Annotated in this window: 31 protein-coding genes and 1 tRNA gene; 24 read left to right on the forward strand and 8 right to left on the reverse strand. The window is 53.4% G+C overall.

The window, feature by feature from the left end; translation table 11 throughout:
- Positions 1-320: 320 nt before the first annotated feature.
- Positions 321-1088, forward strand: coding sequence for an A24 family peptidase C-terminal domain-containing protein (locus tag O0S10_RS00725; RefSeq protein WP_268923969.1), 768 nt, complete (start codon positions 321-323; stop codon positions 1086-1088).
- Here O0S10_RS00725 and O0S10_RS00730 read toward each other — a convergent pair.
- Positions 1081-1965 carry a DUF1848 domain-containing protein gene (locus O0S10_RS00730; protein ID WP_268923970.1) on the reverse strand — a complete coding sequence of 295 codons (885 nt, stop codon included), beginning with the start codon at positions 1963-1965 and terminating at the stop codon, positions 1081-1083. The two genes, O0S10_RS00725 and O0S10_RS00730, sit on opposite strands and share 8 nt — an antisense overlap.
- Positions 1966-1968: 3 nt before the next feature.
- Entirely contained in the window at positions 1969-2571 is a 603-nt protein-coding gene (locus tag O0S10_RS00735) for an undecaprenyl diphosphate synthase family protein (RefSeq protein ID WP_268923971.1), read from the reverse strand.
- A 104-nt stretch (positions 2572-2675) separates the two neighbouring features.
- Between O0S10_RS00735 and O0S10_RS00740 the strand changes: the two genes are divergently transcribed.
- The 6 genes from O0S10_RS00740 (at position 2676) to O0S10_RS00765 (ending at position 6835) form a co-directional block, all read left to right on the forward strand.
- Positions 2676-2993, forward strand: coding sequence for a DUF2551 domain-containing protein (locus O0S10_RS00740; RefSeq protein ID WP_268923972.1), 318 nt, complete (start codon positions 2676-2678; stop codon positions 2991-2993).
- Positions 2994-3037: 44 nt separating this feature from the next.
- Entirely contained in the window at positions 3038-3319 is a 282-nt protein-coding gene (locus tag O0S10_RS00745) for a hypothetical protein (protein WP_268923973.1), read from the forward strand.
- The gene (locus O0S10_RS00750; protein ID WP_268923974.1) at positions 3309-3722 is read left to right on the forward strand and encodes an archease; all 414 of its coding nucleotides are present in this window, start codon (positions 3309-3311) and stop codon (positions 3720-3722) included. Before O0S10_RS00745 ends, O0S10_RS00750 begins: the two co-directional genes overlap by 11 nt.
- A gap of 3 nt (positions 3723-3725) precedes the next feature.
- Positions 3726-5168 carry an RtcB family protein gene (locus tag O0S10_RS00755; RefSeq protein ID WP_277612723.1) on the forward strand — a complete coding sequence of 481 codons (1443 nt, stop codon included), beginning with the start codon at positions 3726-3728 and terminating at the stop codon, positions 5166-5168.
- Positions 5165-5758 (forward strand): hypothetical protein, encoded by a 594-nt coding sequence (locus O0S10_RS00760; RefSeq protein WP_268923975.1) that lies wholly within the window; start codon positions 5165-5167, stop codon positions 5756-5758. Before O0S10_RS00755 ends, O0S10_RS00760 begins: the two co-directional genes overlap by 4 nt.
- A gap of 90 nt (positions 5759-5848) precedes the next feature.
- Positions 5849-6835, forward strand: a complete 987-nt coding sequence (locus tag O0S10_RS00765; protein ID WP_268923976.1) for a biotin--[acetyl-CoA-carboxylase] ligase — start codon at positions 5849-5851, stop codon at positions 6833-6835.
- Here the strand turns inward: O0S10_RS00765 and bioB are convergent, their stop codons facing one another.
- On the reverse strand, positions 6836-7846 hold the full coding sequence (gene bioB, locus O0S10_RS00770; protein ID WP_268923977.1) for a biotin synthase BioB: 1011 nt from the start codon (positions 7844-7846) through the stop codon (positions 6836-6838).
- A gap of 52 nt (positions 7847-7898) precedes the next feature.
- On the opposite strand from bioB, the gene O0S10_RS00775 reads away from it, so the two are divergent.
- The 10 genes from O0S10_RS00775 to O0S10_RS00820 all read left to right on the forward strand — a co-directional run bounded on the left by O0S10_RS00775 (position 7899) and on the right by O0S10_RS00820 (position 16500).
- Positions 7899-8429, forward strand: coding sequence for a biotin transporter BioY (locus O0S10_RS00775; RefSeq protein WP_268923978.1), 531 nt, complete (start codon positions 7899-7901; stop codon positions 8427-8429).
- A complete protein-coding gene (locus tag O0S10_RS00780; RefSeq protein ID WP_268923979.1) occupies positions 8426-9025 on the forward strand; it encodes an ABC transporter ATP-binding protein in 600 nt (199 codons plus the stop codon). The genes O0S10_RS00775 and O0S10_RS00780 overlap by 4 nt, the downstream gene beginning before the upstream one ends.
- Positions 9022-9588 carry an ATP-binding cassette domain-containing protein gene (locus O0S10_RS00785; protein WP_268923980.1) on the forward strand — a complete coding sequence of 189 codons (567 nt, stop codon included), beginning with the start codon at positions 9022-9024 and terminating at the stop codon, positions 9586-9588. The genes O0S10_RS00780 and O0S10_RS00785 overlap by 4 nt, the downstream gene beginning before the upstream one ends.
- A complete protein-coding gene (locus O0S10_RS00790; protein ID WP_268923981.1) occupies positions 9581-10225 on the forward strand; it encodes a hypothetical protein in 645 nt (214 codons plus the stop codon). The genes O0S10_RS00785 and O0S10_RS00790 overlap by 8 nt, the downstream gene beginning before the upstream one ends.
- A 133-nt stretch (positions 10226-10358) precedes the next feature.
- The gene (locus tag O0S10_RS00795) at positions 10359-12101 is read left to right on the forward strand and encodes a pyruvate/oxaloacetate carboxyltransferase (RefSeq protein WP_268923982.1); all 1743 of its coding nucleotides are present in this window, start codon (positions 10359-10361) and stop codon (positions 12099-12101) included.
- A complete protein-coding gene (locus O0S10_RS00800) occupies positions 12098-13600 on the forward strand; it encodes an acetyl-CoA carboxylase biotin carboxylase subunit (protein ID WP_268923983.1) in 1503 nt (500 codons plus the stop codon). The genes O0S10_RS00795 and O0S10_RS00800 overlap by 4 nt, the downstream gene beginning before the upstream one ends.
- Positions 13601-13673: 73 nt before the next feature.
- Positions 13674-13747 (forward strand) — tRNA-Met (locus O0S10_RS00805).
- A 430-nt stretch (positions 13748-14177) separates the two neighbouring features.
- The gene (locus tag O0S10_RS00810) at positions 14178-14456 is read left to right on the forward strand and encodes a type II toxin-antitoxin system mRNA interferase toxin, RelE/StbE family (protein WP_268923984.1); all 279 of its coding nucleotides are present in this window, start codon (positions 14178-14180) and stop codon (positions 14454-14456) included.
- A 774-nt stretch (positions 14457-15230) separates the two neighbouring features.
- Positions 15231-16322 carry a Fic family protein gene (locus O0S10_RS00815; protein ID WP_268923985.1) on the forward strand — a complete coding sequence of 364 codons (1092 nt, stop codon included), beginning with the start codon at positions 15231-15233 and terminating at the stop codon, positions 16320-16322.
- A 13-nt stretch (positions 16323-16335) separates the two neighbouring features.
- Entirely contained in the window at positions 16336-16500 is a 165-nt protein-coding gene (locus O0S10_RS00820; RefSeq protein WP_268923986.1) for a hypothetical protein, read from the forward strand.
- Between the two features lie 333 nt (positions 16501-16833).
- On the opposite strand, the gene O0S10_RS00825 is transcribed toward O0S10_RS00820, so the two are convergent.
- Positions 16834-17178 carry a ribbon-helix-helix protein, CopG family gene (locus O0S10_RS00825; protein ID WP_268923987.1) on the reverse strand — a complete coding sequence of 115 codons (345 nt, stop codon included), beginning with the start codon at positions 17176-17178 and terminating at the stop codon, positions 16834-16836.
- 86 nt (positions 17179-17264) lie between these two features.
- Here O0S10_RS00825 and O0S10_RS00830 point away from each other — a divergent pair, with 86 nt between their 5' ends.
- The 6 genes from O0S10_RS00830 (at position 17265) to O0S10_RS00855 (ending at position 23257) form a co-directional block, all read left to right on the forward strand.
- Positions 17265-18191, forward strand: coding sequence for an FkbM family methyltransferase (locus O0S10_RS00830; RefSeq protein WP_268923988.1), 927 nt, complete (start codon positions 17265-17267; stop codon positions 18189-18191).
- Between the two features lie 121 nt (positions 18192-18312).
- Positions 18313-19134: an EFR1 family ferrodoxin gene (locus O0S10_RS00835; RefSeq protein WP_268923989.1), complete on the forward strand. Its 822-nt coding sequence runs from the start codon at positions 18313-18315 to the stop codon at positions 19132-19134.
- A 73-nt stretch (positions 19135-19207) separates the two neighbouring features.
- On the forward strand, positions 19208-20110 hold the full coding sequence (locus O0S10_RS00840) for a protein translocase subunit SecF (protein WP_268923990.1): 903 nt from the start codon (positions 19208-19210) through the stop codon (positions 20108-20110).
- Positions 20107-21573, forward strand: a complete 1467-nt coding sequence (locus tag O0S10_RS00845; protein ID WP_268923991.1) for a preprotein translocase subunit SecD — start codon at positions 20107-20109, stop codon at positions 21571-21573. The genes O0S10_RS00840 and O0S10_RS00845 overlap by 4 nt, the downstream gene beginning before the upstream one ends.
- 77 nt (positions 21574-21650) lie before the next feature.
- Complete coding sequence (locus tag O0S10_RS00850; protein ID WP_268923992.1) at positions 21651-22148, forward strand: hypothetical protein; 498 nt, start codon at positions 21651-21653, stop codon at positions 22146-22148.
- A 26-nt stretch (positions 22149-22174) separates the two neighbouring features.
- Entirely contained in the window at positions 22175-23257 is a 1083-nt protein-coding gene (locus tag O0S10_RS00855) for a hypothetical protein (RefSeq protein WP_268923993.1), read from the forward strand.
- A 39-nt stretch (positions 23258-23296) separates the two neighbouring features.
- Here the strand turns inward: O0S10_RS00855 and O0S10_RS00860 are convergent, their stop codons facing one another.
- The 4 genes from O0S10_RS00860 to fhcD all read right to left on the reverse strand — a co-directional run bounded on the left by O0S10_RS00860 (position 23297) and on the right by fhcD (position 25556).
- Positions 23297-23857, reverse strand: coding sequence for a manganese efflux pump MntP (locus O0S10_RS00860; protein WP_268923994.1), 561 nt, complete (start codon positions 23855-23857; stop codon positions 23297-23299).
- Positions 23858-23864: 7 nt separating this feature from the next.
- A complete protein-coding gene (locus O0S10_RS00865) occupies positions 23865-24149 on the reverse strand; it encodes a DUF1894 domain-containing protein (RefSeq protein WP_268923995.1) in 285 nt (94 codons plus the stop codon).
- Entirely contained in the window at positions 24128-24592 is a 465-nt protein-coding gene (locus O0S10_RS00870; protein ID WP_268923996.1) for a DUF1890 family protein, read from the reverse strand. Before O0S10_RS00870 ends, O0S10_RS00865 begins: the two co-directional genes overlap by 22 nt.
- A 79-nt stretch (positions 24593-24671) precedes the next feature.
- Positions 24672-25556, reverse strand: a complete 885-nt coding sequence (gene fhcD / locus O0S10_RS00875) for a formylmethanofuran--tetrahydromethanopterin N-formyltransferase (protein ID WP_268923997.1) — start codon at positions 25554-25556, stop codon at positions 24672-24674.
- A 120-nt stretch (positions 25557-25676) separates the two neighbouring features.
- Here fhcD and O0S10_RS00880 point away from each other — a divergent pair, with 120 nt between their 5' ends.
- A complete protein-coding gene (locus tag O0S10_RS00880) occupies positions 25677-26564 on the forward strand; it encodes a PEGA domain-containing protein (RefSeq protein WP_268923998.1) in 888 nt (295 codons plus the stop codon).
- Positions 26565-26573 lie beyond the last annotated feature (9 nt).

Below are 26573 nucleotides of genomic sequence, written 5' to 3' on the forward strand. Positions count from 1 at the left end.
CTTCCAGAAAAAATACCTGCTAAATCAGTTTGTGGTATCACACAGATTCCAGTACACAGATTCTTTCCGTGTTGTTCCGTAAGCGAAGCGGTATTCCGTGTTTTTTCCGTGGAATTCCGCATATTCCGTGTTTTCCGTGGTTACTCCAAGCAAAACCACACACCAAAACCTCCCGAAAAACCACACCACACATGAATACCCAAAGCGAAACCCAAATACTTTTTCTCCAGATATTTTTGACCCCCGAACGCACAGATCGCTCACAAAAATACAACACCCGCTGCCAAAATTTCATCACCTTCTCCATCCTACCACATACCATGCATGATCTCCTGCCGCTTGCCGTCTCCGCAACCGCGGTTCTCATAACATTCCTCTACGCATCCTGGCAGGACCTCAGAACCCGCACCGTCCTAACCATCACCTGGTACCCCGCCGCAGCCATCGGCGGCATCGCAGTCCTCTACTTCTGGTACCGGCAGTTCCAGCAGCCGACCGCAATCACCATCAGCATCCTTGCAATCTCCCTAATCGTCTGCATCATGATGGGAGGATTCGCAAAAGCCGGAATGTTCGGCTGGGCGGACGCAAAAGCCATGATCCTTCTCGCCGCAACCGTCCCCGTCACCCCCTTCGCCGCATGGATATTCCCCTCACTCGCCCTCGCAACCCTCGTCAACGCCGGCATCATCGCCCTCATCGTCCCCGCCGCCCTCCTGACCCGAAACACCATCCGCAAAGAACAAGCACCCTTCTGGCTCAAATGCTCCGGCATGCCGGTTCCGGGAGAAACGCTCACCCGGCACTTCGGCTTCATCGCAGAAGAAATTACAGACGGCGACCCGATCACCCGAACCTTCCTACCCGCCGCAAGCTCCATTCGTGCACTAAAGAAAAACTCCGCCCTCTCAATCCGCAACCTCCGCGAATCCCCCGAAAAATTTACCAGAGAACTGGAACTCTACCAGCGTTGCGGCAGCATCTGGATCACCTACGGCGTCCCCTTCATGATCCCGATCACCCTCGGCTACATCCTCGCACTCCTCGGATTCAGCCTCCCGGATGCAGTCATATCCCTCCTCATATAAACAGCGTTGTCTGACCGCTCTCTCGGGAAAACACCGGCTCATTTTCCTTCGGCCAGCCGGCAATCAGCGGAGACGCAGGATCATGCGCCGCACCGGCCCGGCCGCCGCAGGCATAACAGTACCGGCAGCCGTTTTCACAGGTCCCGTACGCCCCCACATCAACACTCTCCGCACAACCGCAGGCCGCACGCTGGTACCGATCCCGCCGGACCGGAAGAGACCGTTCACAGAGACGCTCACACACCCCTTTATCCACGCACGACGCAGGACCAATCCCGAACCGGCGCAGATCGACCTCCTCCGCACAGGAAACAAGCGGCAGCCCGAACCGTCTCGCCGTCCGGGAAAAAATATCCGCAAGACGCTCCATCTCACCAGACGTACACAAACGAAACGGCGAAGTCCGGTACGCATCCACAAAACTGATCGTACACCGCCCAGTCGCCGCCGAAAATATATCACACAGACCTGCGAATGCATCCGCATGAAACTCCACCGGATATTGCTCCGTGATCAGAACAGGATCATAGCGCCACAACACACGATCCTTTCCCAGAACCTCCGACAACTCAAGAAACGTCTCGATACATCCGCACTTCTCCCGCCACGGCTCCACATCCGGACCGTACGGCGTCACAGTGTACTGAAAATAGTACGGAATACCGGACGCATCAATCGCAGAAAGCCTCTCCATCATCGGTTTCGCATTCTTTGTCCAGAACACAATCACATCCGCATCCTCACGCGCCAGAGAAACACGCGTAATCCTCTGCGAATACGGATTCCGGACATAACAGAACCCCTCCCTGACGCGGTTGCAGAACCACTCCGGAAAACAGGCCGGAATATCCGTACGCCGTGAAGCCGAAACAATCATCAGCTACGTCCCATAGCGGCGGACCCGCGACTGATAATCGCGGAGTGCCCGCAGCAGATCCAGCCGCCGGAACCGGCACCAGTTCACATCCGTAAAAAACAGCTCGGAATACACCGACTGCCAGATCAAAAAATCCGTCAGATGACTCCCCCCCGTCTTGATCACAAAATCAGGATTCACCTGATACAAAAGATGCGACTCGATCGTCTCCTCCGTAATCATCTCCGGATCAACACCCTCCCTCGCGATCGCAGCAATCGCCTCCGTAACCTCCTCGCGCCCGCTGCGCCCGAGCACAATCAGAATTTCCTGAGCCCCCGCACCAAACGTAACCTCACCCGACGGCATACTCAGACGCACCGAAGCCCTACCTGCAAGAGACCGAAAAGACGGCATCATTCCCTCAAGTGCTGACGGATCTCGTGATGCAATATGAACAATAATTCGTCTGATTGCGGAAAACTCCATACACCACCCCACAACCATCTCCACCCGCCCCGAATCCGCAAGAAGATCCGCTTCGCTTATCATGAAACAGAGCTCCTTCGGAAACAGACCCGCATCCAGTTTCCGCCGGACCAGATACTCATACAGCGGATAAAACATCTTTGTACACCTTTTGCATTTCAGAACATATGAATCCGCTCTTTTTCCGGATAATTTTCGGATTTAACGATACCTATTTATATATTCAAAATAAATTAAGAAATATGCTATCTCCTTCTGACCTGCGAAAAGAGATAGAGAACCGGCTTCGAAAGTATCTTGCCCGCGACAAATCAGGAATCCGCAAAGAGCTGCTCAGCCTGTTTGTCCGTGCAAAGTCACTGACGGTCGCGCAGATTCACGAGAAACTGGCGGAAAAATTCAGTGTCAGCTACCATTCGATCGCATCAATGGTCGGCACAATCGCCTCAAAACTCGGAATTCTCTCTACACGCCGCAGCCCCGACGGAACAATTGGGGTATACGAAGTCAAAGAACAGTATGTTGATGTAATTAAGCAGGCGATCGCGACAGCGGTCTAGCCTTCCCTTAACTTTTTTGCGGGGCAAGCCCCAATGAATAAGGAATGGATATGCAACAGGACGGTCCCCGTCCTCTCTCTCCCGTCACGGTCACTGACGACGTAATTGCCTACATGGACAAACGCGGCGGGGATTTCCGGATCAGCACCTCGTGCAGTGGTCCGGTTCTGATGCCGGTCAAAGTCAAACCGGCAAAACAAAGCGACATCCCCATCAAAGCAGGCAGCCATCTGATCTACGTCTCCCAGTATCAGCTTCCCTGGATTACCGAGATCAATATGCGGCTTGTTCCACGGATTCTGTACACCGAAAACGATGACCTTTGAGGAACTTGAACACACCGCCGACGTGCGGATGAAAATTATCGCACCAACACTCCCGGAACTGTATGCCGAAAGCGGATTTGCACTTGCAGAAACGTTGTACGGCGGGTATCAGCGGGAGCCGGCAACCGTATCCTTCCCCATCGAAGCCGGGGGAAAGGATGCCGAGGAAGGAATCGTAAATTTTCTCTCGGAACTGCTGTTCCTCACCGAAACAGAATATCTGGTTCCGGTCTCCTTCGATCTTGCCGCAGACGGCAACGCCGTCTGCGGAACCGTGTCAGGTGTTTTGTTCGACCGCACCAAACACGCAGGCGGCATCGGCGTGAAAGGCATCTCCTACTCAGGCATCTCTCTGACAAAAACTGCCGCAGGCTACGAACTCATCATCATCTTTGATATCTAAACCATGAACGATCAGATACAAAATATTTCAGATACCGAATGGGAAATCCCCAGAGGATTTGTCCCCGGCATGCGGGTTCCGGGAACATTTTTCCTCTCCCGCCGGCTTGCCGAAGGACTGGAAGAGGGAGCACTGACCCAGCTTGCAAACGTTGCAACACTGCCCGGCATTCTCCGCTGTTCACTTGGTATGCCTGACATTCACTGGGGCTACGGATTTCCCATCGGCGGAGTTGCCGCATTTGACGAGGACGAAGGAGTAATCTCTCCGGGTGGTGTCGGATTCGACATCAACTGCGGGGTCCGGATGATTACCACGCCGCTGACAACCGCAGACATTCCCGATATGAAAGGACTCATCGAGGAACTGTTTGCAACGGTTCCGACCGGAGTCGGCTCAAAAAGTCCGGTGCGGCTCAGCCAGAACGATCTGTCCAACATGCTGACGGACGGCGCGGCAAACGCGGTGGAAACGGGATACGGCATGGAAAGTGACGTGCGCCGGTGTGAAGAGAACGGCGCAATGCCCGGAGCGGAACTGGAGTTCGTCAGCAAAAAAGCCCGGGCACGTGGCATTCCCCAGTGCGGAACGCTCGGTTCCGGCAACCATTTCCTTGAGGTGCAGGCGATTGATGAGATCGCCGATCCGGAAACGGCAAAGATCTTTGGGGTTGCCGAAGGCCAGATCTGTGTGATGATCCACTGCGGATCGCGGGGTCTCGGTCATCAGGTCTGTACGGACCACCTGAAGGTACTGGAAGAGGCGGTAAAAAAATACAATATCGATCTGCCTGACCGGCAGCTCGCCTGCGCCCCGCTGCATGCACCGGAAGGCGAGGCATACTTCGGAGCAATGGCAGCCGCAGCAAACTATGCCTGGGCAAACCGGCAGATAATCACGCATCTGGTTCGCGAACTGTTTGTGAAAAGGTTCGGCATCGCCTATGAAGAGATGCCGCTGGTCTATGACGTGGCACACAATGTCGCAAAGTGGGAGGAACATGAGATCGCAGACGCGGCAGCGGGCCGCCGCCGCGTCTGCGTACACCGCAAAGGAGCGACCCGCGCCTTCGGCCCGGGGCGTTCCGAAATAGTACAGGAGTACCGGCACGCCGGACAGCCGGTGATCATTCCGGGCAGCATGGGAACCTCATCGTATCTCCTCGCAGGAACGACAACTGCAATGGAGCGGACGTTCGGCAGTACCTGTCACGGAGCAGGACGGGTGCAGAGCAGATCGGCGGCAAAGCGGAGCCTGACGGGAGCAGCTGTCGCTGAGGAGCTTGCAAAACGCGGCATTATTGTCCGCGCCCCCAATGCCGCAGCAATTGCAGAAGAAGCGCCCGACGTGTACAAACCCAGCAGTGAAGTGGTGCAGGTCGTGCATGACGCGGGCATTTCCCGCATTGTTGCACGGTTCCGGCCTCTCGGAGTGATCAAAGGATGACCGGAGCACACAATCATATCTCGGTATTCTGGGACAACAAGATGATGTTCCACCGTCTGGTTGAGGATGCATGCGGCTACTGCGAGGCGGTAACGCCCCTGATGCTTGCTGCGCCGTTTTACAAAGGCCGCTACACCGGAGTTATCATTCCGACCGGTTTTGGGAATCTCCAGTACTCAAAGCTGCTTCCGGCACTCCGTGCCGTCTCCGATCGCATTGAGGAGTATCTTGAGGATGGCGGCAGACTGTTTGTGTACGGGGCAGCCGATCCGGCAAAGACCGGCAACCCGTATGACTGGCTTCCGGTAAACGTTGAATATCACTTCGGGTTTGCCGAACACACACTAAAAATTGATCAGAGTTCTCCCTGGAAATCGCTCTTCGACGGATATGACACGGAAAAGTTCGCAACCGACGGCTGGTTTGTGAACTATCCGGGAAAACCAATCGCAGTTGCAGAAAACGGTTTTCCGGTGTTTGTTGAGTGTTCCGTCGGAAAAGGGACGCTTCTTCTGGCAAGCACGCATGAGTATCCGTCCGATACTTTTCTGAAACAGTTCGGTGCCGCTGATGCGGAGATCCGGTTCTGACTTTTTTCATTGAGCGAAATCTTCTTCATGATCTATGCCGAAGATTGAAGGTATAGATGTTCCGAACAAAAAAACCGGGACGGAGTGGTCATGACACAGACAATATTTGATGTTCTGCGAATCCTTGATGATGCAGGCATCGGCAAACCGGTGCCAGGGGAGGTTATCAGCGAACGCCTTGGGATTACCCGCACCGCCGTATGGAAATATGTGAACCTGCTCCGCGAGGTCGGATACTGCATTGACGCATCGCCGAAGACTGGGTACGCCCTCCAGAAACGGACCTGGCTTCTGCTCCCCTACGAAGTCAAGCGGTTCCTCAAGACGCAGATCATCGGCCAGGAAATGCACCATTTTGAGCAGGTTCCCTCAACAAACGCTCTCGCCCGCCAGATGCTGCACGAAGTCGGCGACGAAGTGCAGCCGGGAACAGTGCTGATAGCCGAACAGCAGACCGGCGGTATCGGCAGAATGAACCGCGTCTGGATGAGCCCCGAAGGCGGCATCTGGGCAACGATTGTAGTCATGCCAAAGCTCAACGTCGATCAGACGTTCAGCATCATGATGGCAGGATCCCTTGCCCTCGCCCGGGCAATCCGCCACGAATTCGGACTCTCCGCTCTGATCAAATGGCCGAACGATGTATTCATCGGCGACAAAAAAGTTGCGGGCATGACGATTGAACTTGCAGCGGATGAAGACATTCTCCGCTACTGTCTGATCGGTATCGGCATTGACGTGAACGTCTCGGTCGAACGGACAATGCCGAACATCTCAAAACTTGTCACCTCCATCTCCGACGAACTCGGTCACGAAGTGGAACGGGCGCAGTTCTTCGCCAAATTCCTCAAAGAGTTTGAACGCCGGTATCAGATGGTACTGATGGGTGAGACAGAACCCTTGTTCCGCGAATGGCGCAGTCTGTCCTACACACTCCACCGCCGCGTCCGTATCCGGACGATGAAAGAAAGCTTCGAAGGCGAGGCAATCGATATTGACGAGCACGGAGCACTGCTGGTGCACCGCGACGGCGGCGAGGTCGAACGCGTGATTGCGGGCGACTGCTTCATGCTCTAATCACATTTTTTCCATTTTGCCCAACCACTCCTCACCCGCACACATCCTCTTTTTCTCTGTGGCAAAACCGAGGTCACGGATCATCTCCTGATCATCCCTCAGCGAAACACCCGCAGTTGTCAGCATATCACCGGAGATTGCCGCATTTGCCCCGGACAAAAACAGCTCCCGTCCCCGGTCAGGCAGCCGCCCCCGTCCGCCCGCAAGCCGGACGGCCGCATACGGCAGAAGAAACCGGAAGAGAGCAACGATCCTTTTCACCTCGGAAAGGGAAAGAGGGCGGGCATGTTCCAGCGGTGTCCCGGGGATAGGAGTAAGGATGTTGATCGGAACCGAACGAATCCCAAGCGCCCGGAGTTCAAGCGCCAGATCGACGCGATCCTCAACGGTTTCGCCGATACCGAAGATGCCGCCGCTGCAAACCTCAAGCCCGGCACGCTGCGCCGCTTTGATCACCGCAATCTTATCATCGTAGGTGTGGGTCGTACAGATCTGCGGAAAATATCTGCGGGATGTTTCCAGATTCGCATGATACCGGACAACACCTGCATCTTTGAGACGTAAAAGCTGCTGCTCCGTCAGAAGGCCGTGGGAAGCGCATAACGAGATACCGCAGGTCTGGTGAAGCAGACGGTACTGTTTCAGCAGACCGGCGAGTTCCTCGCCGGTCAGCGTTCTCCCGGCGGTGACAATCCCGCAGCGGACTGCCCCGGCAGAATAATTTTCAGCGATCAGCGGGAGATGGCGGCTGATGTCCGCAACAGGAGAAGAAACAACTGCGGCAGAGTGACAGACCGACTGGGCACAGTAGATGCAGTCCTCAGTGCATCCGCCGGTTTTTCCATTGATGATGGTGCAGAGATCAAACAGGTCCCCGCAGAAATAGTTCCGTATCTCATCTGCCGCCGCAGCAAGTGCATTCGTATCCTCCTCTGCAAGAAGCAGTGCCTCGTCCCGCGTCAGCATTGCGCCTTTGAGGACGTTATCTTTGCATCTCGTAATCAGATCCATTTCCAACCGGCACCCTTATTGTTCACCATTTTAAAATAAATAGTTTACAATCATGTATGGGGATGAAAAACGGGCGCGACTACTCGCCGCATCAGCGATCTTTGTTGCCCTCATTGCAGTGGGCGGATGGATTTCCATTCCGGTTCTGATGATTCCGTTTACGATGCAGAATTTTTTCATGCTGCTTGCCGCCGCCGTAATGAAGCGGTATGCGGTGATTCCGGTCGGGCTGTATGTACTGCTGGGAACACTCGGACTGCCAATCTTCCACAACGGAACAGCAGGAATCGGCATTCTTCTCGGGCCGACGGGAGGGTTTCTGATCGGGTTTGTGGTAATGGCAGGCATTGCAGGACTGCTGTTCGAAAAACAATCCGTACAGTTTGACATCCTCGCGCTTGCAGTGTTCGGAATCGGAGCCTATGCCTTTGCAACAGGATGGTTCATCCTCTCAACCGGAGCAACACCCGCTGCCGCAGTTATCACCTGCGTTGTTCCGTTTGTGATAGGCGACGTCATCAAATCCGCGGTCATCGAAGCAATCGTTCTCCGGCTGCGCAGAAGCGGAACAGAACTCCTATGATATCCGTTACCGGTCTCAGATGCGGGATTCTGGATATTCCGCATCTCACCATACCGGAGGGAATCACGGCGGTGACCGGAGACAACGGAGCGGGAAAGAGTACCCTGCTTCGCGTTCTTGCAGGCATGAATCTGCCGGAATCCGGAACGATCACCATCGACGGTGCAACTCCCCGCGAGTGTGAAGTAGGCTGTGTCTCCGAGTTCCCCGACCGGCATCTGATCTTTCCGGTGGTGCATGATGAGATCGCATCGCCTCTGCGGTTCGCCTACCGGGGACCCGATGAGATCGATGCAGGTATCGCCGAAACTGCGGAGCAGTTCGGCATCACGCATCTGCTGGACCGGGAATGCCGGACATTGTCCGGCGGTGAAAAGATGCTCGTCGGAGTCGCAACAGCACTCGCAGCACACCCGGTGCTGCTCGTTCTGGATGAGCCGGACTCGCATCTTGATCCGCAGACCACAGGCGAACTGCTCCGAAAAATCCGGGACTCCGGCTGTCCGCATGTGGTGTGGAGCACGCACTCCCGCAGAATATGGGAACAGGCGGATCAGATACTTTCGCTTGCATGCGGGAAGGTGGAGCAGCCATGAACCTCGTCTTCGATACAGTCCGGTTCCGGCGGGATGCATTCACTCTCGCCGCTGATGCGGTGTTTTCCCGCGGAGTCCATCTCATCTCAGGGAGGATCGGTACCGGCAAGTCCACGCTCGCACTCGCCGCCGCGGGACTTTGTTCCCCGGACGCGGGGGAGCTTCGGTATGAGGAAGTCAAAGGAACACCGCTTCTTCTCATGCAGTTTCCTGAGTACCAGATAACCGGCACCACCGTGACCGGGGAGATCGCCTCCTGGAATGTCACCGGAAACGAAGAACCGTTTAGACTTCTGAACGTCACACCTTCCGATCGCGATCCTTTCACCTTATCCCGCGGAGAACTGCGGCGGCTGGAACTCGCCTGCATCCTCGCACGCGAAAGTGATCTCCTGATACTCGACGAACCATATGCCTCGCTGGACCGGTGCGCAAAGCCGGTTCTCACCAGACTTCTGGAACAGCGTTCCGGCATCACCCTCGTCTTCTCGCATGAAACCGGGTTCGTTCCGGCATCGACAGAACACTGGACAATCAAAAACGGGGAACTGCATCATGCGTGACGTACGCATCCGTCTTGCGGTCGTAATCCTTCTGTCCCTCGCCGCATTCACCGGAGGAACGGGCACGCTCCTTTCTGCGGCCTGCTGGATCCTTTTCTGTGCAAAGGAAACGTTTGTCCGCGTTTCGTGGAAACTTTTCGTTCCGGTGACTGTCCTTGCCGCAGGATTTCCGGGACTCATCCTCTCCCTCACCGGAGGTGAGGGAGGGATGTATGCCGCAAAGATTTTCGTCATTCTCGCGTTTGCATTCTGGTTTGGTGCCGTACAAAAACCCGGCGAGTTTCTTGACCTCGGTGTCTGGGCACTCGGCAGAAAAACCGGATTCGATCTCGGTCTTGCCGCAGAACTCTCCCTGCAGTTTCTCGCAGGCATCACCGATGACCTCACCCACATGAAACAGGCCCTGCGGATCAAAGGACAGAAACTCTCCGTCGCAACCCTGCCGCCGCTTGCAGCAGGACTGCTTCTCCTCTCACTTACCCGGGCAAACCATGTCGGCGCACATCTCGCACGCAGAGGATACCGCACCGGGGGAACCTATGTCCCGGCCTTCGCCCGATCCGGCACCGATCTTGTGATACTTTGCACCGCAGGGATTTGTGCTGCGGCCGGTTTCCTTGCGGCAATCCCCGCGTAGCACCATATGCTATAATACTTTTCTGGAACCGACAAAACCGGTCGGATCAATCAGGACTACTTTTTTATCTTTTCATTCCAAAACAGTATAGGTTTAGATAAGCTGCACTCATGATGCAGACCGGGAGACAACCATGACAAAGCTGAATATTACTGATACAACCCTTCGGGATGCACACCAGTCGCTTGCCGCAACACGGATGCGTACCGAAGATATGCTCGAACTCGCATCCGCGATGGAGAAGGCGGGCTTCTGGTCCGTTGAAGCATGGGGAGGAGCAACGTTTGACACCTGTATTCGGTATCTGAACGACGATCCATGGGAACGCCTGCGGGATCTCAAGACGATCTTTGTCAGGACACCGATCCAGATGCTGCTCCGCGGTCAGAACCTTGTCGGCTACAAACATTATCCGGATGATGTGGTTGACAAGTTCATCGGAGCCGCCGCCGCAAACGGGGTTGATGTCTTCCGTGTATTTGATGCGCTCAACGATATCCGCAATATGAAGCGCTCAATGACTGCCGTGCTGAATGAGGGGAAGCATCTGCAGGGGACGATCAGCTACACAACAAGCCCGGTCCACAGTACGGAAGGGTTTATCGCGATGGCCGAGGAGCTGTACAGCCTTGGCTGCAACTCGATCTGCATTAAGGATATGGCGGGTCTCATTATGCCCGAGGCTACCCGTGCCTTAATCACCGGCATTAAGAAGCGGATAGATATTCCGGTCTGTCTCCATACCCACTCAACCAGCGGCATTGCCCCGATGAGTTATCAGGCAGCAATTGAAGCGGGCGTTGACATTCTCGATACCGCCATGTCGCCGTTTGCCGGCGGCACCTCCCAGCCGGCAACGGAGAGCATTGTTGCATCTCTCGCCGGTACGAAACGCGATACGGGAATCAAACTGACCACGCTCCGCGACATCAAAAATGCCGCATCCACCGTCCGCTGCAAGTATGACTGTCTGATCGATCCGATCTCGGTCCGGATCGACAGTGACGTACTGATCTATCAGCTGCCGGGAGGTATGATCTCCAACCTCGTCTCCCAGCTGAAAGAGCAGGGCGCCCTTGATAAGATGGATGAGGTGCTCACGGAGATTCCGGTGGTCAGAAAGGATCTCGGCTACCCGCCGCTCGTGACGCCGACCTCACAGATCGTCGGAACCCAGGCGGTTCTCAATGTTCTGATGGGCGGTCGCTACAAGACGGTCACAAACGAAGTTCGTGATTATCTGAAAGGCATGTACGGCAAATCTCCCGCACCGCTGGATGAAGCACTGGTTGCCTCGATCATCGGTGACGAGGAGCGGATCACCTGTCGTCCGGCAGATACGCTCTCACCCATATACGACAAGATGAAAACCGATGCCGAGGGTCAGGATCTGATCAGGAAGGAGGAGGATGTCCTGACGTACATCCTCTACCCGGCAATTGCCCCGGCATTCCTGAAGGGTGAGAAGAAGGCAGAACCCCTGCCGGAAACTGTCCCCGCAGGAGCTGCGGCAGCAGCGCCGGTTGACATCGACATTCCCCGATCCATGGAGGTTGAGGTTGACGGCGAGGTGTTCATGGTCCGGATTCTTTCCGTTGAGGGAGAATCGGTTGCCGCAGGAAGCTCCGAACCCGGCAAGCGTCAGACACCGCACGGCGATGTGCCGGGCGGTGTGAAGAGCAGCATTCAGGGAATGGTGCTCGATATTAAGGTACAGATGGGTCAGAAGGTTGCCGCAGGCGACACCCTGCTGGTACTGGAAGCCATGAAGATGGAAAATCCGGTGGTCAGCCCGGTTGACGGAACGGTTACGGAGATCTTTGTGGAGAACGGTGCGGTTGTCCAGAGCGGCGACGTGCTTGTGGTGGTGAAATGAACAAAGACCGCTACTTCGACAAAGTTCTGGTCGCCAACCGCGGAGAGATCGCCATCCGTGTGATGCGGGCGTGCCGGGAGATGGGTATTGAAACCGTGGCGGTGTACTCGGAAGCGGACGCGGATGCCCTGCATGTGAAGTATGCGGATGAGGCGTTTTTAATCGGTGCGGCGCATCCGACGAAGAGTTACCTGAATATGGAGCGTATCCTGGAGGTCGCGGATATGGCGGGAGCGGATGCGATTCACCCGGGATACGGTTTCCTTGCCGAAAAAGCGGCATTTTCCGGCGCAGTAAAGAAGGCCGGGTTTACCTTTATCGGCCCGTCGGAAGAGACCATCGCGATGATGGGGTCGAAGATCGGCTCAAAACAGGCGATGTCGGATGCCGGAGTTCCGGTGCTGCCGTGGACGCGGAGTACGGAGCATGATGAGGCGAAGGCGTTTGCGGAGTCCATCGGATATCCGGTGATTGTGAAGGCGTCCGCCGGCGGCGGCGGTATCGGTATGACGATCGTCCGCAGTTCTGCGGAGATGGACGAGGCAATTGAGAAGTCGATGCGGACAGCGGCGTCCGCTTTCGGCGATCCGACGGTGTTCATTGAGAAGTATCTGGAGAATCCCCGCCACATTGAGGTGCAGGTGTTCGCGGACTCGCAGGGCGATGTGGTGCACATGTTTGAACGCGAGTGTTCGATTCAGCGCCGTCACCAGAAACTGATCGAGGAAGCGCCGTGTCCGATCATGACGCCGGAGCTTCGCGAACGGATGACCCAGTCGGCAATCACGGTTGCGAAAACCTGTAACTATGAGAATGCCGGAACGGTAGAGTTCCTCTATGATAACGGGAACTACTACTTCATGGAGATGAACACCCGTCTGCAGGTGGAGCATACGGTGACGGAACTCATCACCGGTATGGACATGGTGCGGATGCAGATCAAGGTGGCGGCAGGCGAGCCTCTGCCGTATGCGCAGGATCAGATTATCTGCCGCGGTCATGCAATCGAGTGCCGGGTAAATGCGGAGGATCCGATGAACAACTTTGCGGCCGATGCGGGGAAGATTACCCGGTACCGGTCGCCGGGAGGTCCCGGTATCCGTATCGACAGCTGTATTCACGTCGGCTACGCGATTCCACCGTTGTATGATTCGATGATCGCAAAGCTCTGCGCCCGTGCGATGACCCGTGAGGAGACGATTGCCCGGATGCGTCGTGCGCTGATGGAGTATGTTATCCTCGGCGTGAAGACGACACTGCCGCTGCATTATGCGATTATGAACAACCCGGAGTATATTGCAGGAAATACGCACACGCATTTCCTTGAGGAGCCGGCGGTCAAGAAACACCTGCCGCGGTACATGCGGGAGAGCGAGACACGGATGCACCAGCTTGCGGATTCCCTGGGGAAGGGCAAGGAGAAGACGATTGCAGTAACGGCCGCGGTGAATGCATATATGGCGGCAGCGGCTGCAAAGCAGACGAAAGGGAAACAGTAATGTTTCCTCCCTTTTCCGGGATGAAATCAGTAACGTATATATTTTGATACATCCTTCTTATAATGCACTTCTTGCTGCGGTGGCCTAGCTGGTTAGGGCGCCAGACTCATAATCTGGAAGTCGGGGGTTCGGATCCCTCTCGCAGCACTTTTTCTAATCTTCTGGATTATCGTTTGTTGCGCATTTTTCCTTTGCGCATGTTTTTTTCTCCGGTCCGGACACCGTGTCCCGTTTGTCTTTGGGCGGTATGCCCTAGTAATACCGGGTTCCGGGACCGGAACGGTGTTGAAAAGTGGTTAACAGGCACTTACACACCGCGCGGCTCTTGGTTTATCACCTCTCGGGACGATGTGATACACGGTGCCTATGAACCAATCGTCAGACAATTGTGCTGATGTGATCCCAGAACCCGATCATAGGCGCGGCAGGGGTTTGGAGAAGAGGAACCCCGTAAGGCAGCAGCAGCGAAGACGATCAAGAGCCGGAGCCACCGGAAGAGAACCCGGCAGGCACACCTCTAACTTTATTGGTGGCGTAATGAGAATAAGAGACCGAGGTCGATATGGTACAATATATAATGAGCAAGAAAGTATCAGCATATCTTGAGAAATGTAACTACATTAATAAGGATATTGCGCTGAAACTCAGAAAATGCCTCGAAGATTACTTGTTTCAGAGTGTCAACACCTGCAATAAGCACGAGCTGAAAGGAAACTGTGAAGGTTTTTGGCGTCTGCACGTTCCACATGATCATGTTGTGATATACGTAATCGAAGGAACGAAACCGACCAGATACGCACATATTGTAAAAATAATGACAGAAAAAGAATATCATAATTGGATAAAGGCTTGTTAAAGCCCTATCCTTTTTTCAAATTCAGAACGAGATACAGTCGGTTCTTGTTGTAACTGTTCCAACTCACTCCGAATAGCGCATTTTCTCACCGGCTTGAGTTCTCTCTGGATCGTTTTTGAGATTGCCTCGCGACCAACGCGGCGGGACATTATTTCATTATATACTGCATCCGATACCTCAATGGTCTGCATACTCATATCTATGTCCTTCTGATAAGATAGATTTTCCGTTACTTCCAAAATCCCGACCTACAAACCACCTTACCCCCACTGCAAAACAGCCTTAAACACAAAATATACGGGTCAAAAAATGGGATTGGTGATGCAGGTTGCATAAATTCCGCACATATAGCATCGAGCCGGGCTTTAATCTGCTCCGGGTCTTTCATCCGTTCGGATATGGGAAGATATGCCCCCCAAAACGGAAGGGTCTCAGGCTAAAGATCAATCGCTTTTACACCGATATTCTCATACACGTTCTGTCCCATTCCTTCAGGTTTTCTACCTTGCGTTTATTCCACCGCAGCAGGTAGTAATGGCGAAGAATAACTGCACATCGATGTTCATCATACCGGGAGGGACTCTGTGGAGAGAGTACATGCACATCTGTATATGCCGTGAACACATCAAACATATCGTGTCGAAATTTTCCCATTTCTTCGACAGGTTCATGCAGATATGTATACGCCGTGAACACATCAAACATCTCGTGTCGAAATTTTCCCATTTCTTCGACAGATAGATATGGGTAGCAGACAAACTACTCTCAGAAACTATGGCACATACGGATCCAAATATCCCCTACAATACCATGCCGCACCTGCCCCCGAAGGCAGATATTGAGACTGTCCGGATATGGAGAGCCTGTGCCGAGGCAAAAACATCGCTCGCCCGGATGCGGGAAGCAGGCAAACTCATCCCAAATCAGGGAATTCTCATCAGTTCCATCCCGCTGCTGGAGGCAACCGCGAGTTCCCGGATTGAGAATATCTTCACCACCAGCAATGCCCTCTACACGGCCCTCTCGGTTCCGGAGGAGAGGATCGATCCGGCAACAAAGGAGGTTCTCCGGTATCGGGAGGCTCTCTCCGTCGGAGTCGGCGAGTTAAAGTCCGGGAGAAAACCCGGAGAGATTCTGCTTACCCGTATCTGTTCTGTTCTTTTGGATCAGGAGACGGATCGCCGGAGTCCAAACGCAGGGACCTACATCAAAGGCCCGGAGGGTTGCGTGTATACGCCGCCGGATGATCCGATTGTTGTGGAGAATCTGATACACCAGCTGGAAGACTACATAAACGGCGGCAGAGAACCCGATCCACTGATCCGTCTGGCGCTGATTCATTATCAGTTTGAAGCAATACATCCGTTTGGTGATGCGAACGGGAGAACCGGCAGAATCCTGAATATTCTTTATCTGATTGATCAGGATCTTCTTGATATTCCGATACTTTATCTCAGCCGCTACATCATCCAGCATAAATCCGAGTACTACTCGCGTCTCCGGAGAGTTACCGAGAATGAGGAGTGGGAGGAGTGGATTGTTTTCATGCTGAATGCGGTCCGGGAAACCGCGGACTGGACGTATGACCGGATTCAGGCGATTAAATCTCTTCTGGATGAAACGATTGCGGCATGTAAAGAAAAGCTGCCGAAGATATATTCCTATGACTTAGTCGAAGAGATATTTCTCCAGCCGTACTGCAAGCCTGCCTATCTGGTTGATGCCGGCATCGGAAACCGGCAGACGGCGATGAAGTATCTGAAGGCTCTGGAGGATATCGGGATTCTTGCGTCGGTGCGGATCGGAAAAGAGCGGATTTATGTGAACACCAGACTGTTTGAGCTGCTGAAGTTCCGGGAAGAATAGATCTCCGATCCGAGTGTTTAATGCAGGCCACCCGGATGCGGTGAATCTTGCGTCTTCGATTTCGCCGGTGTCGTTTAATGTGGGGATCGGGATGGGGGCACTGCTGGGGAGTGTGGTGGTGAATGCGGTTCTGCTGACGCGGGGAAACTGTGGTACGACGGGTGTTTGTTACCGATAGGGAGGTAACAAAAATATCCCAAAATATTTCCTGAAAAGAGATTTGAAGACTGATTCAAGGATTTTTGAAAATCTGTTACCTCTGTTACCGCAAAATGAGTACTGTGGTAAGAGTTTCTTTCAGATACAGGAGCACAATGGCAAAACACCGGTAACAAAAAAATGAAATCCATGTAAACCGAGCTAAATAAGAATTAAGTCGCGAAAGTGAGTCCATTTTGTTACCGACCCCATCGGTAACACGACCGCCCCTCCGGATTTTTTTCTCTTACTACTATTACTACTCTGTACTGTACTAATAAGTACAGTACAGGAAGAAGAGAAGGAGGAAGATCTATTTTTTGGCGAGCATGGCAAGCAGGGTGTCAATAGTGTTCTGCTGTTTGCCGAGAAGTTCCTGCAGCTGATCCTTTTCTTTGCGGAAGTCCTGTATGACTTTGTCGATCTCTCCGCGAAGTTCGGTGGTGTTGGTCTCAATGGTGTCGAGGCGGCTGAGTATCTGGTGGTCGGTGGTGATGTTTCCTTCGATTTCCGTCCAGTACCGCACGGCTTTGTTGATGATGGCCGAGCGGTCGACTCCTTCTTTTTCTTTGAGGACATCAACTTTGGCGACCAGATCTTTGGGCATTCGCATGCTGATCTGTTCGGGTTTTTCTCCTGACCGAAGGGAACGGGTCATATACGTATTACAGGTCGGAGGAAATTATTAAGTGTGGCAACGCTAAATGATTCAATGTAATTCATTGAAATACTAATTGAGAATAATTGTCTTTTGAAAAGGTGAGATATTTGAACCATAATATGATGGCTATCGGACGGAAAATAGTTCCACTAAGATTTTACCCAACAATACGGAGAATATTACATAAGAAGGAGCTCCACCTCCTAAGATCAAGCTACTCCCATAGTAATGATCCAGAAATTTCTGAAATCATGCTATACTTAGACAAACATGGATTTGTAAGTCCTCCTTATGTATGGGCAGATATGACAAATTCAGAGGTAAGGGAGAAATTTTCAAAAGTAGATGTATATAATGACGCAGATTTAAATTTACATTATACACTTCTTGAGGGAAAACGCATATATTTTCCCCGTAATTGGGGCGTTAATTATATTAGGCAATACTATTTTGGTCTTCAAGAAATTGAACAACATCCCCAGTCCCCTCATCGCTACCTCACCGATGAATTCTCTGTTGATGAAAACAGCATTGTTGTAGACTGCGGTGTTGCCGAAGGAAACTTTGGTCTCAGCATCGTAGAAAAATGCAAAAAACTCTATCTATTCGAACCAGAAGAAAGATGGATGGAACCACTCAAAGCAACATTTGCTCCGTGGAAAGACAAGGTAGTCATCGTCCAGAAATATCTCTCCGACACGACAGACGAAATAAACACCACATTGGATGATTACTTCTCAGACAAAGAATATCCAAACTTCCTCAAACTTGATGTGGAAGGATACGAAGAGCGTTTACTTCTCGGTACGAAAAAAATTCTCTCATCAAACGATCTCAAAAAAGTTGTAGCGTGCATCTATCATAAAGCAGAAGATGAGGAAATAGTTGGTGCATTATTGAGAGAACATGGATTCACAACAATACCCTCTCTGAGATATATGATAGTATTCTTCGAAGGCCGACCACCATATCTCCGCAGGGGCGTTCTGAGAGCAACAAAAATCCAATAACTCCTTTTTCGATAAATGAAATTTTTCCCCCATCACAATCTATAACCCCCCATCCGACAAATATATACACAGGAGAAACGCCGGACTCTATACAATACCAAAAGACCGGCAGATCACCACCATGAAAACAATACTCTACTACTTCACCGGAACAGGCAACAGCCTCGCCGTCGCCCGCGCCATAGCCGAACGGCTGCCGGACACCGAACTCATCCCCATCCCCATGCTCCTCCTCAAAGGAGACAAAATCCGTGCCCCCGAAGACGCCAACATCGGTATCGTCTATCCGCTCTACGCCATGGGCCTGCCGAACATCGTCGTCCGGTTCTTTGACATCCTCGACCTCACCAGTGCCGGCTACGTATTCTCCGTCGTCACCGAAGGAGGAACCTACGGCTCCCCCACCAAACAGATCGCAGCCCTCACACAACAGAGCGGACACGACCTCAATGCCGCATGGTGGATCCAGATGCCGAACAACTACATCCCCCTGTCCGCCCCGCCCGCAAAACCCGAGCAGAAAACCATCCGCGAAGACGCACTCAGAAAAGTGGCCGTCCTTGTTGAATCAGTAAGCAGACGCTCACCCCGGCACATCGACCTCACCATAACCGGAAAACTCCTCAGACTGATAATGTACAAAGGCTTCAGCAAATGGGGACGCCCCAATTTCAGCAAAAAATTCGTCGTCGGCGCAAACTGCAACGGCTGCATGCTCTGTGTCGATGTCTGTCCCGTCAACAACATCCGGGAACTCCCCAAAGGAAAAAAGGAATGGCTCAACCACTGCGAAGGCTGCCTTGCCTGCCTGCAGTTCTGCCCGGTTGAAGCCATCTCCTGCGGCGGCAAAACCGACGAGCGGCCCAGATACCACCACCCCAACGTAACCGCCGCCGACATGAAAGCCCAGAAAGGCGCAGGCGAAGACCTGCACAACGAATAAACCCTTTTTTCCGGCCCGGCCCTCCGGACAGGCATGGCTTATTATATCCTTTGAAAATCAATATAAATAAACCATGGAACTTCCCCGGTATGATATCAACAAATACGATCCGAAACGGATGATGCTCATCCCGTTCCTGATCTTCCTTGTTGCCGCGGCCATCGTAGGATTCACCTTCGTGAACACCGGCATGCCCGTCACCCCCGGCATTGACTTCGCCGGAGGGACCGCGGTCACAATCCACACCACCGATACCAAAGAACAAATTCAGGCATTCTACACAGGATACCCCCTGACCTCCATCGACGAAGGAGTCGGCAGCGCCGGATACTACATCAAATTCGGCCCGATGTCCAACGAAGAGATGATGAAATTCAACGAAGAGACCATCGCCAAATACCCAGACGCAAGCATCGACCAGATCGGCGCGAGCTTTGGCGCAACGCTCCAGTCCCAGGCACTGATAGCCCTCCTCTTCGCATTCATCGGCATGGCAGTCGTCGTCTTTATCGCATTCCGTAAACTCGTACCGGCAGCCACCGTCGTCTTCGCAGGAATCGCCGACATCACCATCACCGCAGGAGTCATGAATGTCCTGGGCATCGAACTCTCGCTCGCAACAACCGCAGCACTCCTCATGCTCATCGGATACTCGGTCGACAGCAACATTCTCCTGACCAGCAAAGTGCTCAAACGTCAGGGAAAACTTACCGACAAAATGGCCGGCGCATTCCACACCGGATTCATCATGACCACAACCACGCTCGCCGCAATCGTTGCCATGCTGGTAGTTGCCCTCATCGGCCAGGTCCCGACCCTCTACAACATCGCCGCCGTGCTCGTCATCGGCCTCATCTGTGATATGATCTTCACCTGGGCATTCAACGCAGGCGTGCTCCGCCTCTACATGGAAAAAGAGGAAGGAAAGAAACAGCCCGCAAACAATAAACCAAAGATTAAGGGGACAAAATCATGAGCGAAAAGAAAACATCCGGATGGCTTGCCACCATCAAAGACCTCCGTGTCCTGCTGGTCATCGTTCTCGTAATCATCGCACTTGCCGCAATCTTTGTACCGATGGGTGACCGCGGAGACTCCATGACCAACCTCCAGTTCGGCCTTGACCTCGACGGAGGCTCCTGGATTCAGCTTGAGTTCCAGGCAGAAGTTGTTACCATCGGCGCCGGTGCAGATGTAAACGATGTTGCGGCCAAAATGGGAGAAGCCCTTGACTGCACCGTTGTTCCCATCGATCAGTATCATCTGGAAGTCCAGACGAAAGCAACCGAAGAAGAACTCCGTGCCGCAGTCACCGCAGCCGGTGCAACCTTCATCAGCTATGAAAACGGTGTGGGCACGACCACTGCCGAGACCGTCAAACGGATTCTGGAATCCAAAGTCAACAGCCTGGGAACAAACGACGTCAAAGTCAACACCTTAACCAACCCCAACGGCGTCGCACAGTACGTCCGTGTCGAGATGGCCGGCGTTGACATGCAGACCGCTCAGGAAATCGTCGGAAAGCAGGGTCTTTTTGAGATCCGGATTGTCACGACCGGCAACGAAACAGCCCACGTGCTCTACGGCGACTCGGTTGCATCCGTCCAGAACCCGACGCAGAATCCGGCGGGCTCCAATAACTGGGGTGTCGGATTCAATCTGAACAATGACGGCGCAAAAGCCTTACAGCAGGCATGTATTCAGTACGGTGCAACCACAAACCCGCAGGCACACAACCTGAACATGTATCTGGACGGCGTTGAGGTGTACAGTGCCCCGCTTTCCAATGATCTCGCGATTCAGATTGCAACGCACACCGTCAACAGTCTGTATGCCGGAACCGGTTCAGGCGAAGAAGGACACCAGCAGGCTCAGGAGCTTGAAATCCACCTGCGCGCCGGTGCACTGCCGGTACAGGTGGAAATTGCCGGATCCGGTTCAACTTCCGCAGCCCTTGGCGAGTACTTCAAGATCGTCTGTCTGATCGCAGGTATTGCAGCACTTGCCGCGGTCGCCGTCATGGTCTATCTCCGGTACCGGGTTGCCGAAATTGTGCTGCCGATGATTGCAACCAACATGGCCGAGATCATCATCCTGCTTGGAATTGCGGTCTTCATCCAGCAGCTCGACATTGCAGCAATTGCGGCATTGATAGCGGTGCTTGGAACCGGTATCGATCAGCTGGTGATCATCACCGACGAGGTGGTGCATGAAGGAAAGGTGCCCTCACCGACGCTGTATCTCAAGCGTCTCACGCGGGCGCTTGCCATCATCATGACCTCGGCGGCAACCGTGATCATCGCCATGTTCCCGCTGATCGTCATGGACCTTTCCACCCTCAAGGGTTTTGCCATCATCAGCATCCTGGGTATCCTGATTGGTGTCCTCATCACAAGACCGGCCTACGGTAAGATTGTGATGGACATCATGGCCAAATAAAAAATATTTTTTTTTGAAATTTTTTTCGGCGTCCGTCCGCCAAATCTTTATTCCCTCCCACGGCGAAGATCATCTGCATGAAAATTCCGGTTGCCGCAGGTGTTCTTGCAATTCTCATCCTCACGATACTTTCCGCAGGATGTATCGGGGATCAGACCACCGACATTATGCTCGGCAACCAGAGCATCGGCAAAATCACCATAACACCGGTGTACGAAAATATGTTTTCCAACAGTTCACTGGAGGAAAAATTCAACGTGAAGCTGGAGCTCTTCGGCATGGTCTTTTCCAAGGACGGCATCACCCGTGCTGAAGCTGATACCATCAGTGCCGGGATTCTGGATACAAACGGCGGGCTGAATATGTCCTTCATCAACAGTTCCGGCCTCATAACTCCGGATGCCAACGATGCGGGATCGAATCTCACCTCCTTCATGGATGAGGTCTTCAACATGCCCCTGACCAACCGGGACAAAAACACCACCATCAGCGACATTGACTGGGACGGGGCATTCACCCGCATGCAGGAGTCGCTCGACCGGCTGGGCGGATTATTGAACCTATCAGGAACTTAATATAATTCCATCGCACATGGACTACTATGCATCACCGATACCTTCTCCTCATGCTGGCAGTCCTGCTGCTCGCAGTACCGGCAGCGGCTGTCCCGTATGATGACACACTGACCGTCTCCTTTGACGGATATGCCGATTCATCCCCCGCAGAAAGCTACGCGAACGGATCGACCGTCGTCATCCCGTACGGCAGTACCGTCTGGATAGGGGCAACCCAGTACCCGGGCGGCACCTGGGAGATCACCGTTCCAAACCTCTATCCGATGAAACCCTCATGGAAAGAGATCATCCAGCTGAACTTCGGCAATGTACAGGGACTGTACTCCGTCACCTATAACGTACCAGCAGTCTATTACATCAACGGCGCACCGAAAACCATCACCCTGAACCTCAACGTCGGTGACGTGGGCGGAGACTCATACACTGACTCCGTCTACGCAAAATATCCGAACCGGTATACGCTGATCTTCTCTGATACGTACCCCGTTCTGCAGGAAGGAAAGACCAAAGGACTCTTCAGTTTCGGAAATCCCTATGATGCCCCCTACATCCGGGTGATCTCGGTAACAACGGACGGCACGGAGATTCCGCAGAACGCAAGAATTGTACTCGTACCGCAGCGCTCCGCAAACCCGGTTCCAACTCCGTCCCAGCCGTACACCGCACTCTACGACATGAAGGTCGAAAACATTCCGGTTAACGCAATCGAGCAGGTTGACTTCCTCTTCGGCGTGCCGGTCGGCGTGGTGACTGATGCGGGATTTGATCCGCGCTACGATATTGAACTTCTCCGCTATACTGATGCATGGGAAAAACTGGAAACCTCGTACGTCTGGGAAGGAACCGGCCAGCAGGCGGGTATGGACTGGTATGCCGCAAAGTCGCCGGGATTCTCCTATTATGCGGTAGGGTTTGCCGAAAACGTGACAAAGCTTCCGGCGGAGGTCTTTCCCCCGACCCCCACCGCAACGGTTGAAATTGTGACACCGCCGCCTACAGAGGCGACGGCATCTCCGACCGTACCAACCGCTCCGCAGCAGTCACCACTCATACCGTTTGCGGGAGTAATTGCTCTGGCGGGTGCCGCACTGCTGCACCTGCGGCGGTGACCATTCCTTTCTTTTTCCGGGCCGTTTCTTCGTGCCCGCTCACAAAATATTTTCCAGCAGAAACCTGCAACCGATCAGAACAAGAATGACTCCGCCGAGGATCTCCATTTTATTGCCGAGCACGCAGCCGAGTTTACTGCCGGCAAAAACCCCCGCTGCAGAAAAGGCAAACGCCACCACACCGATAATGACGGCGGAAAGAAAAATCTCCTCACCCAGCAGGGCATAACTCACGCCGACCGCCAGTGCATCGATGCTTGTAGCTATCGCGAGGAGCAGGAGAACCTTCCAGCCGGTCAGATCGATCCCGCACTCGTCACTCCCGAAGACTGCATCATAGATCATCTTCCCGCCGACAAACAGGAACAGGAAAAAGACGATCCAGTACCCGTACGGCGTGATGAGATCGGTGATCGGCACCCCGATCACGTAGCCGATCAGCGGCATTGCAAACTGGAAAAATCCGAACAGAAGACCTGCAATAAGCGCTGTCCGGAGAATATTGTTCTTCAGCACCGCACCGCCCGCAAGCGAAACGGAAAACGCATCCATTGCAAGACCGACCGCAATAAAAAAAGCGGGAATCAGAGACGCCACCATGAAAAAACTACCAGACCGGCTTGCCGTTCTTCCTCACATGATCCACGCCTTCCGGATCCTCAACCACCACCACAAACGTTCCGTGGCAGGGCTTCGTGTACCCGTACACCAGTTTCTCATCTTTCACGCCGACAAGAATCGGCGGGACACCAAGCAGAGGTTTTTCCAGCAGTTTGAATCCCGGCGGCACCTCATACTTTTCCGCACTATTCTCCCGGATGATCTCTCTCGCCTCTTTGAAACTACAGTTCTTGGCGAGAATTTCGTAGTTCATATTTTCAAGACAGCCCATTCCATCACCTCATCGATCTTCGCAAGCAGCGGCCGGGTGTTGTGTGTAACCGGCGCCACAATTTTTTCTGCCGGAAACGCAATCTCTCCGGCAATATCATATGCATGTTCCCCGAAAAGAATGGTAACCAGAAGCGATTCCGGGGCAAGGGCCGCAGCCGTTGCAGTATAGGTCAGTCCCGCATCATTGTGAATGAAGGAGATAATCAGGGGATACGTCACTTTGCCGTCGGCAAGATCGGCAATCGTCCGATCCACGTCCCGGTACTCTGCTACGTAATGCTTCTTGGGATCACTTGCCGCAATCAGCTGTTTGGCCGAGGGGTTTGCCGCGACCACCGGAATTTTCCCGAGATCCTTCAGAAAATCAGCCACGTAAAGAACAAGAGGAGACTGGACCGGTATTTGCGGGCATCCCAGCAGGAGGAGCACTTCATCGGTCATACGTGATGTACACGTCAGTGCTGAAAAGGGATAAACATTGGTTTTGTGGATAACACACGCGAAAAAAAGGGAAAAAAAGTTAGATGCAGTCCTTGAGGTGGAACTTGAACGGGCCGAGGTTGCCGCCGTAGTTTCCTGCGGTGATCTTGACGACACCCGGAACTCTGCATGCTGCCTGAACGCCTGCCTTCATGGCTGCCTTCACGCTTGCCTCATCGACACCGTCGATAACGATCTCGTAGACTGCCTTGACATTCTCCGGAATTTCGGTGTCTTCGACCTTCTCGCGGATGGTCGGGCAGAACTTCTCGTTGGTGGATGCACCCATGAACTTGTACTTCTTGGAACCGACCTTGGAACCGGACGAAACAACGCCTCCGGGGAACGGAGTGATTGTACCCGGGACGCCCTTGATTGCATCGACTGCGGCTTCTGCTGCAATGAGTGCGGACATCTGGGAGTCGCCCATGATCAGGAAGTTGCCGCCTGCAACACCTTTGACTGCACCGATCTCCTCCTCAACAATGAAGTCGCCGCCCATAATCGGGATAGACCAGCACTGAATGCCGCCGACCTCGACCTTGGACTCATAGCCGTCGCCGAAGAAGTGGAGCTTGATGGGGATGATCTCTTCAGAACCTGCCTTTCCATTGAAGACTGCAGTGGTCGGAGCAGTAAGAACACACTCGGATACACGCTCAAGAACCTGTTCCTTGAGTGCTTTCTTGCCGCAGCAGATCAGAATGGAGAATCCGGGGCGGTTGTCAGGGGTCTCTGCCGGCGGCAGGAACTTCTCAATACCTGCTTCACACGGGCATCCGATGGTGGAGGTTGCAAATCCGGTTGCTTCGGTTGCTGCCTTGTAGGCCCATTCCTTCGTTACTGCAGTAATTACGACACGGGCAACCCACACCGGGAAGCCTTCTGCATATGTGTCTTCGAGAATAACACCGTTGAATTCCATATGTTCACCAGTTTTTAGTGATAGTATACAATTGGGACATCAAAGATAAAGAGCATTTTCTTTCCGCACGATGTTGCCGTCAGCAGAAAATATATGCGCATATACGCAGTATAGTCTGCTATGAGATTATCATTGACTGCAGGTGTGTGTCTGCTGCTGATCCTGTTGTTCTGCCTGCCGGTATCGGCGGCAGCAGGACAGACAGGTGCAGTTTCCGTCATATCTTCGCCGCAGCCTGCTGATGTGTATGTAAGCAACACCTACGTCGGCCAGACGAACAATGCGTTTGTGAACATTCCTGAGGGGTACCATACGGTTCGTGTGGTGAAGGCGGGCTACCATGAGTATGTGGCGGAAAACGTGTATGTTCCGGGAGGCCCGAGTGCGAATACAGTTCCGATGTCCGCGAATCTGCAAAAATCAGAAACACGTGCCGGTCTCGTGGTGGACAGTACTCCCGGGGATGCAGCGGTGTATGTGGATGATGTCTATTCCGGGACGACCCATTACGGAGGACTCCAGATTGTAGACCTTTCCCCCGGTCTGCATACGATACGGCTGGAGAAGGACGGTTACAAACCCTACACGGTAACGGACTACAACACTCCGGCGGGCTATGCAACATATCTGACCAATGTCCGGCTGATTCCGATTGCAACCGCAACACCCACACCGACTGCAACAGGATCGACAACGACCGCATCGGTTACGCTTGATTCAACACCGTCCGGGGCGTCAGTTTCGCTGAACAATGAGTTCCGCGGCTACACGCCGCTGACGATCTCAGGACTGGCTCCGGGAAGTTACAGTGTGCTCGTAAGCCGTGACGGCTATATGACATGGCAGACAACACTCACGGTCGCCGCGGGAGATGGTGTCACCCAGACAGCAGTACTGAATCCTGCGCCGGCAGCCCCGGCCGCACCGACAAAAGCTGCGGCAGGTATTGTTCCGATCTTTGCCGGAGTGCTGGTTGCAGCAGGCTGTCTGATCTCTTTCAGACACTGAACTACTTTT

Source organism: Methanocorpusculum petauri (assembly GCF_026891975.1).
Classification (GTDB): Archaea; Halobacteriota; Methanomicrobia; order Methanomicrobiales; family Methanocorpusculaceae; genus Methanocorpusculum; species Methanocorpusculum petauri.